At 48.9% G+C, this 16,612-nt stretch carries 18 protein-coding genes and 1 pseudogene; 14 read left to right on the forward strand and 5 right to left on the reverse strand.

What is annotated here, in order from left to right:
* Position 1 precedes the first annotated feature (1 nt).
* The 3 genes from ACIPUG_RS02640 (at position 2) to mntP (ending at position 2,361) form a co-directional block, all read left to right on the forward strand.
* Positions 2-844 (forward strand): PTS mannose transporter subunit IID, encoded by an 843-nt coding sequence (locus tag ACIPUG_RS02640; RefSeq protein WP_014915287.1) that lies wholly within the window; start codon positions 2-4, stop codon positions 842-844.
* 61 nt (positions 845-905) lie between these two features.
* Entirely contained in the window at positions 906-1,364 is a 459-nt protein-coding gene (locus tag ACIPUG_RS02645; RefSeq protein ID WP_039500856.1) for a DUF986 family protein, read from the forward strand.
* Between the two features lie 424 nt (positions 1,365-1,788).
* On the forward strand, positions 1,789-2,361 hold the full coding sequence (mntP, locus tag ACIPUG_RS02650; RefSeq protein ID WP_010275549.1) for a manganese efflux pump MntP: 573 nt from the start codon (positions 1,789-1,791) through the stop codon (positions 2,359-2,361).
* A 63-nt stretch (positions 2,362-2,424) separates the two neighbouring features.
* Here mntP and rlmA read toward each other — a convergent pair whose 3' ends face one another.
* The 3 genes from rlmA to ACIPUG_RS02665 all read right to left on the reverse strand — a co-directional run bounded on the left by rlmA (position 2,425) and on the right by ACIPUG_RS02665 (position 3,751).
* The gene (gene rlmA, locus ACIPUG_RS02655) at positions 2,425-3,255 is read right to left on the reverse strand and encodes a 23S rRNA (guanine(745)-N(1))-methyltransferase (protein WP_039519396.1); all 831 of its coding nucleotides are present in this window, start codon (positions 3,253-3,255) and stop codon (positions 2,425-2,427) included.
* 128 nt (positions 3,256-3,383) lie between these two features.
* Entirely contained in the window at positions 3,384-3,593 is a 210-nt protein-coding gene (cspE, locus tag ACIPUG_RS02660; RefSeq protein ID WP_005968829.1) for a transcription antiterminator/RNA stability regulator CspE, read from the reverse strand.
* Between the two features lie 41 nt (positions 3,594-3,634).
* A complete protein-coding gene (locus ACIPUG_RS02665) occupies positions 3,635-3,751 on the reverse strand; it encodes a DUF2627 domain-containing protein (RefSeq protein ID WP_085996916.1) in 117 nt (38 codons plus the stop codon).
* A gap of 949 nt (positions 3,752-4,700) precedes the next feature.
* Between ACIPUG_RS02665 and ACIPUG_RS02670 the strand changes: the two genes are divergently transcribed.
* The 5 genes from ACIPUG_RS02670 (at position 4,701) to ACIPUG_RS02690 (ending at position 9,476) form a co-directional block, all read left to right on the forward strand.
* Positions 4,701-5,615 carry a metal ABC transporter substrate-binding protein gene (locus ACIPUG_RS02670; protein ID WP_039469270.1) on the forward strand — a complete coding sequence of 305 codons (915 nt, stop codon included), beginning with the start codon at positions 4,701-4,703 and terminating at the stop codon, positions 5,613-5,615.
* On the forward strand, positions 5,612-6,502 hold the full coding sequence (locus ACIPUG_RS02675; protein ID WP_039315210.1) for a manganese/iron ABC transporter ATP-binding protein: 891 nt from the start codon (positions 5,612-5,614) through the stop codon (positions 6,500-6,502). The genes ACIPUG_RS02670 and ACIPUG_RS02675 overlap by 4 nt, the downstream gene beginning before the upstream one ends.
* The gene (locus tag ACIPUG_RS02680; RefSeq protein ID WP_010275570.1) at positions 6,502-7,365 is read left to right on the forward strand and encodes a metal ABC transporter permease; all 864 of its coding nucleotides are present in this window, start codon (positions 6,502-6,504) and stop codon (positions 7,363-7,365) included. Before ACIPUG_RS02675 ends, ACIPUG_RS02680 begins: the two co-directional genes overlap by 1 nt.
* Positions 7,362-8,219 carry a metal ABC transporter permease gene (locus ACIPUG_RS02685; RefSeq protein WP_014915282.1) on the forward strand — a complete coding sequence of 286 codons (858 nt, stop codon included), beginning with the start codon at positions 7,362-7,364 and terminating at the stop codon, positions 8,217-8,219. Before ACIPUG_RS02680 ends, ACIPUG_RS02685 begins: the two co-directional genes overlap by 4 nt.
* A 396-nt stretch (positions 8,220-8,615) precedes the next feature.
* Entirely contained in the window at positions 8,616-9,476 is an 861-nt protein-coding gene (locus ACIPUG_RS02690; RefSeq protein ID WP_014915281.1) for a fructosamine kinase family protein, read from the forward strand.
* 87 nt (positions 9,477-9,563) lie between these two features.
* On the opposite strand, the gene ACIPUG_RS02695 is transcribed toward ACIPUG_RS02690, so the two are convergent.
* The gene (locus tag ACIPUG_RS02695) at positions 9,564-10,112 is read right to left on the reverse strand and encodes a YniB family protein (RefSeq protein WP_014915280.1); all 549 of its coding nucleotides are present in this window, start codon (positions 10,110-10,112) and stop codon (positions 9,564-9,566) included.
* A gap of 294 nt (positions 10,113-10,406) precedes the next feature.
* On the opposite strand from ACIPUG_RS02695, the gene hxpB reads away from it, so the two are divergent.
* Positions 10,407-11,072 carry a hexitol phosphatase HxpB gene (gene hxpB / locus ACIPUG_RS02700; RefSeq protein WP_205546412.1) on the forward strand — a complete coding sequence of 222 codons (666 nt, stop codon included), beginning with the start codon at positions 10,407-10,409 and terminating at the stop codon, positions 11,070-11,072.
* 95 nt (positions 11,073-11,167) lie between these two features.
* Here the strand turns inward: hxpB and ACIPUG_RS02705 are convergent, their stop codons facing one another.
* Entirely contained in the window at positions 11,168-11,500 is a 333-nt protein-coding gene (locus ACIPUG_RS02705) for a cupin domain-containing protein (RefSeq protein ID WP_010275594.1), read from the reverse strand.
* 317 nt (positions 11,501-11,817) lie between these two features.
* On the opposite strand from ACIPUG_RS02705, the pseudogene ACIPUG_RS02710 reads away from it, so the two are divergent.
* The 5 genes and pseudogenes from ACIPUG_RS02710 to ACIPUG_RS02730 all read left to right on the forward strand — a co-directional run.
* A pseudogene (locus ACIPUG_RS02710) lies at positions 11,818-12,018 on the forward strand (5-dehydro-4-deoxy-D-glucuronate isomerase); the annotation flags it as partial.
* A gap of 83 nt (positions 12,019-12,101) precedes the next feature.
* Positions 12,102-12,863 carry a 2-dehydro-3-deoxy-D-gluconate 5-dehydrogenase KduD gene (gene kduD, locus ACIPUG_RS02715; protein ID WP_010299965.1) on the forward strand — a complete coding sequence of 254 codons (762 nt, stop codon included), beginning with the start codon at positions 12,102-12,104 and terminating at the stop codon, positions 12,861-12,863.
* Between the two features lie 272 nt (positions 12,864-13,135).
* Entirely contained in the window at positions 13,136-14,767 is a 1,632-nt protein-coding gene (gene pelW / locus ACIPUG_RS02720) for a pectate disaccharide-lyase PelW (protein ID WP_039556843.1), read from the forward strand.
* A gap of 47 nt (positions 14,768-14,814) precedes the next feature.
* On the forward strand, positions 14,815-15,705 hold the full coding sequence (locus ACIPUG_RS02725) for a carbohydrate ABC transporter permease (protein WP_039286676.1): 891 nt from the start codon (positions 14,815-14,817) through the stop codon (positions 15,703-15,705).
* Positions 15,698-16,603 (forward strand): carbohydrate ABC transporter permease, encoded by a 906-nt coding sequence (locus ACIPUG_RS02730; protein ID WP_010275614.1) that lies wholly within the window; start codon positions 15,698-15,700, stop codon positions 16,601-16,603. Before ACIPUG_RS02725 ends, ACIPUG_RS02730 begins: the two co-directional genes overlap by 8 nt.
* Positions 16,604-16,612 lie beyond the last annotated feature (9 nt).

A 16,612-nucleotide genomic window follows, 5' to 3' on the forward strand; every position in this document is an offset into this window, starting at 1 on the left:
AATGGTCGAAAATACGAATGTTAAAAAACTCACTGACAGCGACATCCGCGCGGTGTTTATCCGTTCCAACCTGTTTCAAGGTTCCTGGAACTTTGAACGTATGCAGGCGCTCGGCTTCTGTTTTTCCATGGTGCCAGTGATTCGCCGTCTTTATCCTGAAAATTCGGAAGAGCGTAAACAAGCAATCAAGCGCCATCTGGAGTTCTTCAATACGCAGCCTTTTGTTGCCGCGCCGATACTCGGCGTAACCATGGCGATGGAAGAGCAACGTGCGAACGGTGCTCCTATTGACGATGCGGCAATAAACGGTCTGAAAGTCGGGCTGATGGGGCCACTAGCTGGCGTCGGCGACCCGATATTCTGGGGCACTGCACGTCCGGTATTCGCTGCGCTCGGCGCAGGGATTGCCATGAGCGGCAGCCTGTTGGGGCCAATTCTCTTCTTCGTCCTGTTTAACCTGGTTCGCCTGCTGGTGCGTTACTATGGCGTCGCCTACGGCTACCGCAAAGGGATCGATATCGTCAGCGATATGGGCGGTGGTTTCCTGCAAAAAATGACGGAGGCCGCCTCTATTCTCGGCTTGTTCGTCATGGGGGCATTGGTCAATAAATGGACTCACGTCAACATTCCGATGGTGGTGTCGACAGTGACGAATCAGAACGGGGAAACCACAGTGACCACCGTTCAATCCATCCTTGACCAGCTCATGCCGGGACTTGTTCCCCTACTGCTGACGTTCGGCTGTATGTGGCTGTTACGGCGCAAGGTCAACGCGCTGTGGCTGATTATGGGCTTCTTCGCCATTGGTATCTTCGGGTACTGGATCGGTCTGCTCGGCGTGTAATGTTCAGTGGCCGGGTGCCAATACGCCCGGCCATTTTTTATGACGGACAAGGGTAATACGGATGACAATGACAGATATCACGCTGGTTGTGTTAATTGCGTTAGCACTGGCTTATGCCATCTATGATGAGTTCATCATGGATAAACTTAAAGGCAAAACCCAGCTCCTCGTCCCGCTGAAGCGGATGAACCGGCTCGATACGCTGATTTTTATCGGCTTAGTGGGCATTCTTATTTATCAAAACGTGATGAATAATGGCGCGATTATCACTACCTATCTTTTGATTTCTCTGGCCTTCATGGCGTGCTACCTGGCCTATATTCGTCGTCCCAAACTGATGTTTAAATCAACCGGCTTCTTTTATGCGAATATATTCATTCCTTATACCAGAATTAAAAATATGAATTTATCTGAGGATGGTGTATTAGTCATCGAATTGGAGAAGCGCCGTTTATTGATACAGGTTACGCAGCTTGATGATTTAGAAAAAATATATAAATTTATGGTTGAGAATCAATAGGGTAAACTCATCAGGGAAATTATTTAAAATAAGCACGAGTATACCCCTTCTCTTTAGATGGTATTTTAACCACATTAACCTTGTCGTTATTTTGTACGATCGTTCTATTCCCGCAATTAAATGAAAATAATTATCAATTGCATTATTAACACTTAAAACTTTTAGTGTTGTTTGCATCATAAATAATATGGTAAGGTTGCGCCGTCATTGGGGAGTAGCCGATTTCTGATTAATTAACACTCACAATAATTCATCAGAAATGCTCGTATCAACATACTCGTTTTATCTCCTATCATCGGAGCATAGACGTGGTGCGGGCGGCCAAGCGTGATTGGCAGGCGAGACCATAGACACGTAGTATCGTCATCGGGTTGGGGATGATCTGCGTGTATATGGTTAATCGTCCAGCCGAGGCTATTTTACAATGAATATGTCAGCAACTCTTATCTTAGCATTTGGTATGTCAATGGATGCCTTCGCCGCGTCAATCGGTAAAGGTGCCGTACTGCATAACCCCCGTTTCCGCGATGCCATTCGCACCGGTCTCATCTTTGGTGTTATTGAAGCTATCACCCCGCTCATCGGCTGGGCACTGGGCTTTTTTGCCAGCCAATATATTCTCGAATGGGATCACTGGGTTGCCTTTACGCTGTTACTGATTCTGGGTGGTCGCATGATCGTTGAAGGCCTCAAAGGTTCTTCAGACTGCCGCTGCGAAAAAGTCAAAAATCATAGTCTGGCGCTGCTGATCTGTACTGCCGTCGCCACCAGCCTGGATGCCATGGCAATCGGCGTCGGTCTGGCCTTCCTTCAGGTCAATATTTTCCATACTGCGATGGTGATAGGCTGCGCCACCATGATTATGGTGACGCTCGGAATGATGATTGGCCGCTATATCGGCCCGATTCTCGGCAAGAAAGCAGAAGTGATGGGCGGGCTGGTTCTGATTGGTATCGGCTGTAATATCCTGTACGAGCACCTCGGCTACGCCGCCTGATAAAACACATTTCACATCAACGGGCAGCCCGACTATCGCGCTGCCCGTTTTTATTTTTCTCGATTACGCTACCGCACCGCCATCAATGCGCTGATGCAAGCGGATAATAAAGTCCGTTTCACAACTAAACGTGGCTACCGCCTGCAGCCGCTCGCTAACGTCTGGCGTTGCTCGCCAGGCAAAGGGTGTCATTTGCAATAGCGCCGCAGCCTCACTCCCGGATAACGACATTGGGTACGCAAGCGTTTGTTGATCCATAAGCTGAAAGCCTGCGAGCACTTCATCTTTGCTCGGGTGTAATAACACCTCATCGTAGACTTCTGCTTTCAGTTGATAAAGATGGCGTGGCCCCGGAGACACCGTCACCACCCAACCGCCGACCTTAACCGTGCGCTGCAATTCCGCGTCATTACACGGCGCATAGATTTTTACTACAGCATCAAGGGATTGATCCTGGAAAGGTAACCGCTGGCTGGAAGCAACGCAAAACTCAACGTTGTCATATCGCTTTGCCGCGCGCTGAATCGCCGCTTTGGAAACATCGAGCCCGTATATCGTCATCATTCTGCGCGATGTGAGACGATGGGCCAGCTCGGCAGTGTAATATCCTTCGCCACAGCCGATATCCAGCAGCGCCGCAGCGTCATCCGCCACAATACGATCAACGTGCTGCGCAACGGCGTCGCGTAGCGGTTGATAGTGACCGACTTCAAGAAAGCTGCGTCGCGCCTGCATCATTTCAGCACTGTCGCCCGGCTGTTTTGAACGCTTAAACTGTACCGGCAACAGGTTGACGTACCCTTCTTTTGCACAGTCAAAGCTATGTTTACCACACGTCCATTGCCGCGGGTGTCGCTCCAGAGGTAACTGGCATAGCGGACACTGATAACTCATCGGCACATTTTCCTCATTAAAAACGTCTTCATTTCATTACAGGTGTAGATAAAAGTATCACTGGTGCAGATAAAACGCAGACAACAAAAAACCCGCACCATGGCGGGTTTTGCAACAGAGCTGTAAAATTACAGCGCAGTGACGTTTACTGCAGAAGGACCTTTCTGGCCATCCTGAATTTCGAATTCTACGTTCTGGCCTTCAGCCAGAGTTTTGAAGCCGTTGCCTTGAATTGCAGAGAAGTGTACGAATACATCTTTGCTGCCGTCAGCAGGAGTGATGAAACCAAAGCCTTTAGACTCGTTGAACCACTTAACCTGACCTTTAATCTTTGCCATTTCAAATATTTCCTTTAATTGTTTAAACCGCCAAAAAGGCGTTATACAGACAAACCAAAGTCGTTACTGCTTGAGGCACTAAGATAAGGATCGGCAGAGAAGCAGCATGCAACACTAAAGGTTGTACTTAAGTCTTCTTTACTGAAAATGCCATTCATATACAGAACTGTACCTCGTTTTACCCAGAAGCGTTATTACACACTATGTAAACGATGGCAAGGGCTTTTTTATCAGTCGTGGACATGCCGCACAAATTCGCGTCATCCTTGATTCATTAATACACGATAATGCTCGTTGACACCTATATTCACTGGCGGCTTCTGGTGCGACACAATAAGCGTACGTCAGATTCTATTATGCAAAAAAATACGCGACAACCGTCGCATTTCTGGCACAGAGGCATCGGTAATCATAACAAAAAGCTATAATTGACGCTCTGCTATGAAAGAATATTGGCCATTAACAAAAAAGCGCGCCCGACTGCAGGCGCGCTTATATCAATGTTTAAAATCGATTGTCATTTTTATGCTATCTGTATCTTTTCCATTAATACATTACATAATAGAAATTATTTATAACCTAACATTTCGTCACGTTAGGAATTAACTGCTTTGAATCAACAGCGCTAATAATGCCACCAAAAAAGTCAATAAAACGAAACTTGCCAGCTTCCAACGTCGTTCTGATTTTGTGCTCATATCACTTACAGTCCTTTTGTATCCAATAGAGACATCTCTCACATTCTTTATGGTTTATCGGCAGTCGTCGGCATTTTCTTAAGGATGCATCAGATTTCTCTCTTCTTTTGGCGTAAATTTCACCATGCGTATAGCTATGTATAGTCGCGCGACAGTTCACTACCGTTACCGTTAGACTTTCGTTGTAACCTTAAGTACGATTCATTAAATTAAAGCAACATTTCTGTTATCAAAGGAGCATGATGCGTTCCTTACCCGCGCAAGTGCGTGCTACGTGCCTGCGAACAGTGATTTCTTGTGTCATGAGACACCCTCAAATATTCACTCCCCGCCCTTCTCTGCCTCTTGACTTAAATGATATTGATAATTATTCTCAAGTAACACTTTCACGGTTTGTAAGGATATCCGCATGATTGGTTTTCACGCTCATTTACCTGCCCTATTCCGTCGCATCGCGCTGCCGTGCGCTTTACTGCTTTTAGCCAGTACCTCCGCCCAGGCGGCTGAAAAGCTTAAAGTCATCACGACCTTTACCATCATTCAGGATATCGCACAGAATATTGCGGGCGATGCGGCGACGGTTGAATCCATCACCAAACCCGGTGCGGAGATTCATGATTATCAACCGACACCACGTGATATTGTTAAAACACAGTCTGCACAGCTGGTGCTGTGGAACGGCATGAATCTCGAACGTTGGTTTACACGCTTTTTCGAGAACGTAAAAAATGTGCCCGCTGTTGTGGTGACGGAAGGCATCACGCCGCTTCCTATCCGCGAAGGTGCCTATAATGGCAACCCAAACCCGCATGCCTGGATGTCGCCCTCCAACGCATTAATCTATATTGAAAATATCCGCAAAGGTCTGGTGCAGGCCGATCCCGCGAATGCAGAGACGTATAACCGTAATGCCAAAGCCTATGCGGAAAAAATTAAGGCTCTCGACGCGCCGCTGCGTGAACGTCTTGCCCGTATCCCAGAACAGCAGCGCTGGTTAGTCACCAGTGAAGGGGCGTTCAGCTATCTGGCAAAAGATTATCAGTTCAATGAAGTCTATCTCTGGCCAATCAATGCCGACGAACAAGGTTCACCGCAGCAGGTGCGTCGGGTTATCGATACCGTGCGTGAGAAGGCTATCCCTGTTGTATTCAGTGAAAGCACCGTTTCCGATAAGCCGGCAAAACAGGTCAGTAAAGAAACGGGGGCGAAATATGGCGGCGTGCTGTATGTTGATTCGCTCTCTACAGAGAAAGGCCCCGTGCCAACCTATATCGACCTGTTAAAAGTGACGGTGGAAACTATCGCTAAAGGATTTAATCAATGAGTAGTGATCGAGCAGTACAGTCATTAGAAGTCAATGATGTTTCGGTTACTTACAGCAACGGGCATCAGGCTATTCGCCATGCCTCTTTTTCCCTGACTGGCGGTACGATTTGCGCCTTGGTTGGCGTAAACGGCAGTGGAAAATCAACGTTGTTCAAAAGCATCATGGGGTTGGTCAAGCCAACCTCAGGGCAGGTACTGCTCAACCAGCAACCGATCTACCAGGCACTGAAGCAGAATCTGGTTGCTTATGTTCCACAAACAGAAGACGTGGACTGGAATTTCCCCGTTCTGGTTTCCGACGTGGTCATGATGGGACGCTACGGGAGAATGAATTTCCTGCGTATTCCCAGTAAACAGGACCGCGCTATTGTCGCGGAGTCGCTGGAGCGCGTCGGGTTATCAACGCTGCAACACCGCCAGATCGGTGAACTGTCCGGTGGACAGAAAAAGCGCGTCTTTCTGGCACGGGCGCTGGCTCAACAAGGCAGCGTATTGCTGCTGGATGAGCCTTTCACTGGCGTAGACGTTAAAACAGAGAACGCGATTATCGACCTGCTTCGCACCTTGCGCGATGAAGGGCATTTGATTTTGGTGGCAACCCATAACCTCGGTAGCGTTCCTGAGTTTTGTGACAACGTTATTTTGGTCAACCGCACCGTTTTAGCCGCAGGACCGACACACAGCACCTTTACCCAAAGCAATTTGGAGAAAACGTTCGGTGGCGTGCTGCGACATATCAACCTCGGGGGATCTCATCTTCACGATGATGACGATGTCCGTTCAGTGACAGTGTTAACAGACGATGAACGTCCTGCCGTGTTCTATGGATCGACCAAGAGCGATCCTCCTGCGTCACGCGTGATACCGGAGGAGAAAAAGCCCTGATGATCGATATCCTGTTGCAGCCATTCAGCTATAACTACATGGTCAAGGCGATCTGGGTCAGCGCGATTGTCGGCGGCGTGTGTGCTTTTCTTTCGGCGTACCTGATGCTGAAAGGCTGGTCGTTGATGGGCGATGCGCTCTCCCACTCCGTCGTCCCCGGTGTCGCAGGAGCCTATGCACTGGGCTTGCCCTACGCGGCAGGTGCATTTTTTACCGGCATGCTCGCCGCGCTGGCGATGACCCTGATCCGTCACATTACCCGATTACGTGAAGATGCGATTATCGGCTTTATTTTCTCAACGTTTTTCGCTGTCGGCCTGCTGATTATTTCGCTCAACCCGACATCGGTTAACGTGCAATCTATCATTTTTGGCAATATTTTGGGTATTGCTGACGAAGATATTCTGCAGGTTGAAATCATCATCGGCGTGACGTTCGTGATTCTGTGCCTGCTGTGGAAAGATCTGCTGGCCGTGTTCTTTGATGAGAACCATGCCCGTTCCATTGGCCTTTCCCCGCTGAAGCTGAAAATTCTGTTCTTTACGCTGCTGAGTGCCTGTACGGTCGCAGCGCTGCAAACTGTCGGGGCGATTTTGGTGATCGCGATGGTGATTACGCCGGGTGCCACGGCTTATCTGCTCACCGATCGATTTGGTCGTCTGGTTGTCATTTCTATTGCACTGGGTGCGATCACCAGCGCCGTCGGGGCATATCTAAGCTTCTTCCTTGATGGTGCAACCGGCGGCGTGATTGTCACGTTGCAAACCGTCGTCTTCCTGTTGGCGTTTGTCTTTGCACCCAAGCATGGGTTGCTGGCATCGCGCCGCCTGCGGTTACGCGATCAATCAGGAGATGCATTATGACGCTCATTAGCTGGCTCATCGATCCCCTGTCCTACCCGTTCATGCAGCGGGCGTTACTCGCCGCTGTCGTCACCGGTACGGTCTGCGCCGTGCTGTCGTGCTATCTGGTGCTGAAAGGCTGGTCGCTAATGGGTGATGCCATTTCCCATGCCGTGCTGCCAGGCATCGTTGTCGCGTTTTTACTGGGGATCCCATTAGTCATCGGGGCTTTCGTTTCCGGTATTTTTTGTGCGGTCGCGACGGGCTACGTGAAGGAACACAGTCGGGTCAAAGAAGATACGGTCATGGGGATCATCTTTTCCGGCATGTTTGCGCTGGGGCTCGTGATGTTTGCGCGTATCGATACCGATCAGCACCTGAACCATATTCTGTTTGGTAACGTGCTGGGCATCACTCAGCAAGAGCTGACGCAAATCTTACTGATTGCCGGGGTGACGCTGGCCATCATCTTGTTAAAGCGCCGAGATTTTATGCTGTACTGCTTCGATCCCAATCATGCCCGCGTCATTGGCCTGCCCGTTAAGCTGCTGCACTACGGATTGCTGAGCCTGCTGGCGATGACGATTGTCGCATCCTTACAGGCCGTCGGCGTTATTCTGGTGATTGCGATGCTGATTGCGCCGGGTATTATTGCCTTCATGGTCTGTAAGCGCTTCGAGCGGATGGTTCTCGTCGCCACGCTGGTTTCCGTCATTTCCTGTATTGCTGGCACCCTGATCAGTTTCTACATCGATGGCGCCACAGGCCCTTGCATCGTCATCGTTCAAGCCCTGTTCTTTACGCTAGCACTGACCTACCACCAGCTTAAACTGCGTCGTCAGGCAACCTCTCAGGCTATCACCGACGCACTGTAATCCTTTCTCTCTACAAGCCCCGTAGCATGACGTAACCGGCAAACAACCGCCGGTTACATCACTTATCCCTATTTTATTTCTTCATCCAACGGATTGAGCGCCATCCTAACTCCGTGATGTTTAATTCCGACTATACTTGTTTCGCGCTATCTCCACCGATGGTTATCACTGTGCTATATACCTGTAATACTTCAAGCTGCATGTGCGTTGGCTGCGTTCGCTCACCCGAATCACTTACTTGAGTAAGCTCATCGGGATTCCCTTTCTTGCCGCCTTCCCGCAACTCGAATTATTTGAGGTATAGATTCCATTTTTATTGCGCTCAATGGGTTACCGTAAACGAATCACCCCAGTGAACAGCAGGGTATCAGGCAACATCAACGGGAGGATGACCTTATGTGGCAAGCTATCAGCCGACTTTTGGAAGAACATCACGGTGCTGCGGATATTCAGGAGCGTCGCGAATTATCCGGCGGTGAAATACATCCAGCCTGGTACGTCCGCTACGGCGAGCATGACGTCTTCGTGAAATGCGATAGTCGTGAAATGCTGGCCAAATTCACGGCTGAAGCCGATCAACTTCATTTGCTGAGCCGCAGTAATACGGTGCGTGTACCCACCGTCTATGGTGTCGGTAGCTCACGCGATAACAGTTTCCTGCTTCTGCAATATCTTCCCGTCAAACCGTTGGATGCGCACAGCGCCTGGTGCCTGGGTGAACAGTTAGCTCGCCTGCATCAATGGAGCGACCAGCCACAATTTGGGCTGGATTTCGATAACGACCTCTCAACAACGCCTCAGCCAAACAGCTGGCAACGGCGCTGGGCGACCTTTTTTGCCGAACAGCGCATTGGCTGGCAGTTGCAGTTGGCGGCGGAAAAAGGAATGCATTTCGGTCACATTGAAACGCTGATCGCACGCGTTGAGGAACGTTTGGCAGGACATCAGCCTCAGCCGTCGCTCCTGCACGGTGACCTATGGCCAGATAACTGTGCGAATAGTCAGGATGGCGCTTATCTGTTCGATCCGGCCTGCTATTGGGGAGACAGAGAATGTGATTTAGCGATGCTGCCGCGCTATCCGGCCCTACCCCCACAGATTTATGACGGTTACCAGAGCGTGTGGCCGCTGGATAAAGGCTTTATCGATCGCCAGCCCATTTACCAGATTTATTATCTGCTTAATCGAGCCAATCTTTTTGGCGGCAAGCATATTGTTGAAGCGCAACAGCTCATTGAACGGCAGCTTTTGATCTAAAGTGGGACAGTTGCTCTAAGATGAGGTGTTTGCTCTAAAGGTGAGAAGAATACGGCGTCTGGCGCAATCATTGCGCCAGACCGTCAATCAGACTGGCAATCCTAATAAACGTAACACCAGATAGCCAATACCCGCGACAATCACCGGCAGGATATAAAGCGGAAAGAATTGCACAAAAATCGTGTGTCCAGGAACAACAACACGTGATTCCAGCGTCTCACGCGTATTCCCGCCATCAACTTTCATCTTTTCCAGAATCAGTTGATCTTCAATGCCTTCCTTAATGGCCTTCGCCTGACGCGACATACGGGCACCCGACACCTGCAAAGCCAGGCCAACAAAAATCAGGATGTAGATCAGCCAAAACATCAGCGTCGCCCCACTGAAAAAACGCGTAAAATCGGGTACTGGCGAGTTGTACCAGAAAATATTCAGGAAAGGCGTATTAAAGCGCACCATATCGACCATCAGGTGCACAAAATCCAGAAGAACAGCGTCAATACCCTGTTTTTTCTGGGTATAAGCGTAAAGATAATTAGCTAGCGAGACGAAGGTTGAAAGCAGCGCGGGGATAAAAAGGATCCATCCGGCAATGCGTTTAACGACGGCAATACGGCCAGCCTGTTGATACGTCATGAGAACCCCTTCTTAGCGACGCAACATCGGTAATGTATCGTTTTAGTACGACGGGTAGCCTACTGTAACTTTACGCGCAGTCAACACTTTATCTCCCGCACCGCCTGATCGGCCACAATAGCGATTTACTCCGTCATACATCACGCTACGTGTACGTTGAGCCCTTCCAAGGGCTATCCCTGATGCTCAGCACTGCACGTTGTTCAAAATGCTCGCGTCGTGCCCTGCAACTCAACTTATTAAGGTATAGTTTACCAGTAAATTTTCTTTTCCTTTGCTGACGGAGCCAGTGGTATGTCCTTTGATTCTTCTATACGCGCGGCGATTTTCGATATGGATGGGCTGCTGATTGATTCAGAACCGTTGTGGGACAAAGCCGAACTGGAGGTTATCGCCTCGCTTGGCGTCGATATTTCACTACGAGAATCCATGAAAGATACTCTGGGTTTACGCATCGATATGGTGGTCGAACTCTGGTATCAACGCTCCCCTTGGGCGACACCGGCCCGAGACGAGGTTGTCCGCCGTATTATCGATCGCGCCATTGAACTCGTTGCCGAACAGCGTCCCCTCCTGCCCGGCGTCGAACATGCGCTGCAACTGTGTCGCGAACAGAATCTCAAAATCGGGCTGGCTTCCGCTTCGCCGCTCCGCATGCAGCAGCAGGTACTGCGAATGTTTAATCTGGAGCACTACTTTGATGTCTTAATGTCAGCCGAGACACTGCCGTATAGCAAGCCTCATCCAGAAGTGTATTTGAATGCAGCAAACGGACTCGGCGTTCCTCCGACACAGTGTGTGACGCTGGAAGATTCGGTGAACGGCATGATCGCAACCAAGGCGGCACGTATGCGTTCAATCGTTATTCCACAGGCTGAGTTTCGCGATGACACACGCTGGGCGCTAGCCGATTATAAGCTGGATTCCCTGAATCAGCTGACTGCTGAACACTTAGTCTAGGGATTAAGAATAAAGAAGTAGAAGAATAGAAAAGCAGACATCGCGGGATATGACGAAAGCGTGATCAGTCTATTGGCTGACCACGCTTTGAAGCATTACAGGAAATCCGCTCGCTTAGGCGAGAATGCATCGATCAGGACGCTGCCGTCTTCCAGCGAGACCACGCCGTGCATCTCGTTTTTCACTGCCAGATAGGCGTCGCCGGTTTTCAGGATACGTTTCTCACCTTCGATCACGACTTCAAAGCTGCCAGCAGCAACATAAGCAATCTGATCGTGAATCTCATGGAAGTGCGGCGTACCAATCGCACCTTTATCAAAGTGCACGTAAACCATCATCAGCTCATCGCTCCAGGTCATGATTTTACGTTTAATGCCACCGCCCAGCTCTTCCCACGGCGTTTCATCATCAATAAAGTATCTTCTCATCGTCATCTCTCCTCTAACGCTTTTATTGCCCATACCTTCTATTGCGTCAACAAACCGTGTACGACAACGAGGGTATGATTATGGATTGCGACATTTTAGCCACATCAGTACCAGAAGAAACATAAAATAAGCAAAACCATGACGGCCCTCAAGAAATAAATAAAACATTATTTCATTTTTATTGAATTCACATCCCATCCAAACTATCATCCCGCATAACAAGAAAGAACCGGGCAGGTTGAGGAACAGGTGACGTTGTCACTGCCACGCGACATCATCTGTTTCGCCCGGCGCTTTCACCAGAAACAGAAAGTAATGAAACGGCAGTTTTCCACATGATGGGTCAGCAGCAGGAAGCCCGTCATAGCGTAATAAAAAACGAGCGGACGGTGGTTTCACCGATCTGGTCGATGCATTCCGGTGTTGGCACCAGACGCTACACCTTTATCTGGGGCATGGTTGGCGAGAATCACGTTTTCGGTGACATGGATCACGTCAAGGTTAGCGAGTTACGTTAATCGCTTTCGACCGGAATTACCGGTGTTCCCTACAGTAACAGCTAACGACTAAGTATTTTGTCGCTTATAGAGAGATTACAGATATGATTTTAAATTCTTTTGATTTGCAAGGTAAAGTTGCTCTGATCACGGGTTGTGATACGGGTTTGGGTCAAGGCATGGCTATCGGTCTGGCACAGGCTGGTTGTGATATCGTCGGCGTTAACATCGTTGAACCGAAAGACACTATCGAAAAAGTCACCGCATTGGGACGTCGTTTCCTCAGCCTGACCGCCGACATGAGCAATGTCTCTGGTCATGCAGAGCTGGTAGAGAAAGCTGTTGCTGAATTTGGCCACGTTGACATTCTGGTCAACAACGCCGGTATCATCCGTCGTGAAGATGCGATCGATTTCAGCGAGAAAAACTGGGACGACGTAATGAACCTGAACATTAAGAGCGTTTTCTTTATGTCTCAGACCGTTGCTCGCCAGTTCATCAAGCAAGGTAAAGGCGGTAAGATCATCAATATCGCTTCTATGCTGTCCTTCCAGGGTGGTATCCGCGTACCTTCTTATACCGCATCAAAAAGCGCCGTTATGGGCGTAACCCGTCTGATGGCGAACGAGTGGGCAAAACACGGTATCAACGTCAACGCCATTGCACCGGGGTATATGGCTACCAACAATACCCAGCAACTGCGCGCCGATGAAGAACGCAGCAAAGAAATTCTGGATCGTATCCCAGCTGGCCGTTGGGGTCTGCCACAGGATCTGATGGGTCCGTCCGTCTTCCTGGCATCCAGCGCATCTGACTACATCAATGGTTACACGATTGCCGTTGATGGTGGCTGGCTGGCTCGCTAAGCGCAATTTTTCTTAGCGGCATTTCGCCAACCTACGATAAAAAGCACAATTTCGGTTGTGCTTTTTATTTGTTTTTCAAGTTGTTATTTCGTTTTTCATGATTCTTTCTCCTGCCAAAATCCTTTCTTAAAAAAAATCAAAACAACGTTCCGACTTTGATCACACTTTCGATATTGCGTGCATGACGACAAGGTTAATAGCGCAATATAATCAATCAAAACAGTGTTTCTATTTATAAGGAACTGTTCCACGGTTCCATAAGAAGGTACTCCATGAGTATTTTTGAAAGCTTATACACCAGCAGGAAATCGCAGCTCGACGAATGGGTTGCAGCACTCGATAGCCACATTGCCTGCGTTCAGGATAAAGGCCGCAGCCAAAGTCAGCCAACCTTATTATTGGCTGACGGTTTTGATGTGGAAAATTATGCACCTGCGGTGTGGCAATTCCCAGATGGACATAGCGCACCTATTTCTAATTTTGCCAGCCAGCAAAATTGGCTAAGAACGCTGTGTGCCATGAGCGTCGTTACGGGTAATGAGAGTTACCAGCAGCACGCTATCGCACAAAGCGAATATTTCCTGGATCATTTCGTTGATGATAATAGCGGCCTGTTCTTCTGGGGCGGTCACCGCTTTATTAATCTGGATACGCTGGCAGGAGAAGGGCCAGAATCCAAAGCTCAGGTGCATGAATTAAAGCACCACCTTCCCTATTACGCGTTGTTGCACCGTGTTAATGCGGAAAAGACGCTGAATTTCTTTCAGGGTTTCTGGAACGCGCACGTTGAAGACTGGGATTCACTGGATCTGGGTCGTCATGGTGATTACAGCAAAAAGCGCGATCCAAACGTGTTCCTGCATGCCCGCCATGATGTCGTCGATCCGGCACAGTGGCCTGTTCTGCCATTAACGAAAGGACTGACTTTTGTTAATGCTGGCACAGACCTGATTTATGCCGCGTTCAAATACGCAGAATACACAGGCGATAGCCACGCCGCGGCCTGGGGTAAGCATCTTTATCGCCAATACGTTTTGGCACGCAACCCAGAAACCGGTATGCCGGTGTATCAGTTCAGTTCACCACAGCAGCGCCAGCCGGTACCAGAAGACGACAACCAGACGCAGTCCTGGTTTGGCGATCGCGCCCAACGTCAGTTTGGCCCAGAGTTCGGTGAAATCGCGCGCGAAGCCAATGTGCTGTTTCGCGACATGCGCCCACTGCTGATTGATAACCCACTGGCAATGTTGGATATTCTCCGCACGCAGCCTGATGCAGAAATGCTGAATTGGGTTATTTCAGGGTTAAAAAATTACTATCAGTACGCCTACGATGTCACCAGCAATACACTGCGCCCAATGTGGAACAACGGCCAGGACATGACTGGCTACCGTTTTAAACGCGATGGCTATTATGGTAAAGCGGGTACGGAATTAAAGCCGTTTGCATTAGAAGGTGATTATTTATTACCGCTGGTTCGTGCTTATCGCCTGAGTGGCGATGAGGACCTGTACGCGCTGGTTAACACCATGCTGACGCGGCTGAATAAAGAAGACATTCAGCACATCGCCAGCCCGTTACTCTTGTTGACCGTCATTGAACTGGCCGATCACAAACAATCAGAATCCTGGGCACATTACGCCGCGCAGTTGGCTGGCGTTCTGTTTGAACAACACTTCCATCGTGGTTTGTTCGTTCGCTCCGCACAGCATCGTTATGTTCGTCTGGATGATACCTATCCGCTGGCTTTACTGACTTTCGTTGCCGCTTGTCGCAACAAATTAAACGATATCCCGCCGTACCTGACACAAGGTGGATATGTTCACGGTGATTTTCACGTTAACGGGGAAAATAGAATTGTTTATGACGTGGAATTAATTTATCCAGAGTTATTAACAGCTTAATTTTATGTTTTTTTTAATGGTTCACAATTAATCAATAGGTAAGCATTATGAATGAAAACAGAATGCTGGGGTTAGCCTATATCTCCCCCTATATTATAGGGCTGATAGTTTTTACCGCTTTCCCCTTTGTTTCGTCATTTATCCTCAGTTTTACTGAGTATGACTTGATAAATCCGCCTGAATTTACGGGGTTAGAAAACTATCACCGTATGTTCATGGAGGATGATCTCTTTTGGAAATCCATGGGCGTCACCTTTGCCTATGTATTTCTGACCATTCCATTGAAATTAATCTTCGCACTGTTAATTGCGTTTGTACTTAATTTCAAATTACGTGGTATCGGTTTCTTCCGTACTGCTTACTATGTGCCTTCTATTCTGGGCAGCAGCGTGGCCATTGCCGTTCTGTGGCGTGCACTGTTCGCCATCGATGGCTTGTTAAACAGCTTCCTCGGCGTGTTTGGCTTTGATGCCATCAACTGGCTGGGCGAACCGTCGCTGGCACTGATGTCAGTAACGCTGTTGCGCGTATGGCAGTTCGGTTCCGCGATGGTTATCTTCCTGGCTGCATTGCAGAACGTTCCGCAATCTCAGTATGAAGCGGCAATGATCGACGGTGCATCCAAATGGCAAATGTTCCTGAAAGTAACGGTACCGCTGATTACGCCAGTTATTTTCTTTAACTTTATCATGCAGACCACTCAGGCATTCCAGGAGTTTACGGCACCTTACGTCATTACGGGCGGCGGTCCAACGCACTACACCTACCTGTTCTCGCTCTATATCTATGATACGGCGTTCAAGTATTTCGATATGGGTTACGGTGCTGCCTTGGCATGGGTTCTGTTCCTGGTTGTTGCGGTATTTGCGTCTATCTCCTTTAAGTCGTCGAAATACTGGGTGTTCTACTCCGCTGATAAAGGAGGAAAAAATGGCTGACATGCATTCAAACCTGACTACAGCACAAGAAGTTGCTGCTGCAGAAGTACGCCGCACGCTGCGTAAAGAAAAACTCAGTGCCGCCATTCGTTACGTGATACTGCTGTTCGTTGGTTTACTGATGCTTTATCCACTGGCGTGGATGTTCTCAGCGTCGTTCAAACCGAACCATGAGATTTTCACCACGTTGGGTCTGTGGCCTGCTCACGCCACCTGGGATGGTTTCGTTAACGGTTGGAAAACCGGTACGGAATACAATTTCGGTCACTACATGATTAACACTTTCCAGTACGTGATTCCGAAAGTGGTTCTGACCGTTATTTCCTCGGTGATTGTGGCTTATGGCTTCGCTCGCTTTGACATTCCGTGGAAGGGCTTCTGGTTCGCGACACTGATCACCACCATGCTGTTGCCAAGCACCGTACTGTTGATTCCTCAGTACCTCATGTTCCGCGAAATGGGCATGCTGAACAGCTATCTGCCACTGTACTTGCCGCTGGCGTTTGCAACACAAGGGTTCTTTGTGTTCATGCTGATCCAGTTCCTGCGTGGTGTACCACGTGATATGGAAGAAGCCGCTCAGATCGATGGCTGTAACTCCTTCCAGGTGCTGTGGTATGTGGTAGTGCCGATTCTGAAACCAGCCATCATCTCTGTTGCGCTGTTCCAGTTCATGTGGTCAATGAACGACTTCATCGGTCCGCTGATTTATGTCTATAGCGTGGATAAATATCCGATTGCGCTGGCGCTGAAAATGTCTATCGACGTTACTGAAGGCGCTCCGTGGAATGAAATCCTGGCCATGTCCAGCATCTCCATTCTGCCATCCATTATTGTTTTCTTCCTGGCACAGCGCTACTTCGTACAAGGCGTGACCAGCAGCGGAATTAAAGGTTAATAGAGGATT

Source organism: Pectobacterium sp. CHL-2024, from assembly GCF_044751765.1.
GTDB lineage: Bacteria > Pseudomonadota > Gammaproteobacteria > Enterobacterales > Enterobacteriaceae > Pectobacterium > Pectobacterium brasiliense.